A 1,473-nucleotide genomic window follows, 5' to 3' on the forward strand; every position below is an offset into this window, starting at 1 on the left:
CGCGGCCTGCATCGGCTGAAGCGGCTGCATCGGCTCCGCCATGTGCGCGGCCTGCATCGGCTGAAGCGGCTGCATCGGCTCCGCCATGTGCGCGGCCCGCAGCGGCTGCACCGGCTCGGCGGCGATGCGCTGGGACATCTGCGCGGGCTCCAGCGGAGCGTCGGGCATGCGCATCGCCATGTGGGCCTGCGTCGGCTCGAGCGGCGCGTCGGCCATCCGCGCGGTGGCGAAGCCGGTCGGCTGGACAGGCGCGTCGGCCATCCGGGCCGTCGCGAAGCCGGTCGGCTGGACAGGCGCGTCGGCCATCCGCGCCGTGGCGAAGCCGGTCGGCTGGACGGGCGCGTCGGCCATCCGGGCCGTCGCGAAGCCCTCGGGCTGGACGGTGCCGACGCGGTTCTGCAGCGTCGCCTGGGCGGTGCTGGCGTCCGCCATCATCTTGGCGCCGGCGACGCTGGCCGTGGCGGTTCCCGTGCCGGTCGCGGCTCCGGTACCGGTGCCCTGGCCGCCGCCACTGCCGCCACGCGCGCCGTCGACCGCCTTGTCGACGTCGTTCTGGGCCTTGTAGCCCTCGTAGCCGATCTCGGCGACGTCGGCGCCGTTCTCGAAGCGCTGCCAGCCCTTGCTGATCTTCTTCATGATGTCGTCGACGTCGCCGATGCGCTTCATCTGACGGCCGAGGGCCGCCACGACGCGGGCGACGCGGGACGCGATGTTCACGCCCAGCGCGACGGCCTTGCCGACCGCGAAGCCGCAGAAGATCGGGATCGAGGCGCCGAAGGTCGGGATCATGGCGGCGGCCGCGAGGATGGCGCCACCGATCAGCGAACCGATCAGCTGGGCGATCAGGTCGCGGACGATGTCGCGCAGCACCGTGACCAGCATGCCCATGATCGCGACGATCTTGGCCTTGGTCTCGACGGCGCTCGCGAGCTCGTCGAGCTCCTGGTACATGCCGTCCATCGACGTCTTGAACCGCTCGGACGACTGACCGGTCCAGCCGTCGAACGTCGCGAGGCCGCTCTTGTGGTCCTGGGCGAGCTGGCGGAGCTCGACGGCCCGCGCCTTGTTCGCCTCGACGTTGGCCTGGATCTCCTCCGGGTTGCCCATCACCTGGTTCAGGGCGTCGCGCAGGAAGCTCACGTGCTCGATCAACCAGCCGACACCGGCGCCGATGATGCTGCCCAGGGGGTCGATCGCGAGCATCACCGTGGCCGAGGCCGCACCGATGGCGTTGAACGTGATGTCGAGGGCCTTCTCGGTCTCCGACTCCGCGTCCTTGCTGATGCCGTCGATGAGGCTGCCGTAGGCCTCGATGAACAGCGAGCCCTTGAGCTTGTTCTCCTCGGTGATGTTCATGCCGGGAGGAGACGCGATTGGAGTTTGTGGCGCTGTCATCGTTGTTCCTTACCAGGGCTGGTTGTCGTCGTCATCGTCGTCGGCGCCGCGGGGCCGCCCGCGCACCGGCGGCGGCTG

General features: G+C 70.5%; 1 pseudogene. It reads right to left on the bottom strand.

Annotated features, from left to right (window positions below):
- Nucleotides 1-1,356: pseudogene (locus ACFWGZ_RS40190) on the bottom strand (hypothetical protein); the annotation flags it as partial.
- Between the last annotated feature and the right edge of the window lie 117 nt (nucleotides 1,357-1,473).

Source organism: Lentzea sp. NPDC060358, from assembly GCF_042725365.1.
In the GTDB taxonomy this organism is placed as follows: Bacteria; Actinomycetota; Actinomycetes; order Mycobacteriales; family Pseudonocardiaceae; genus Lentzea.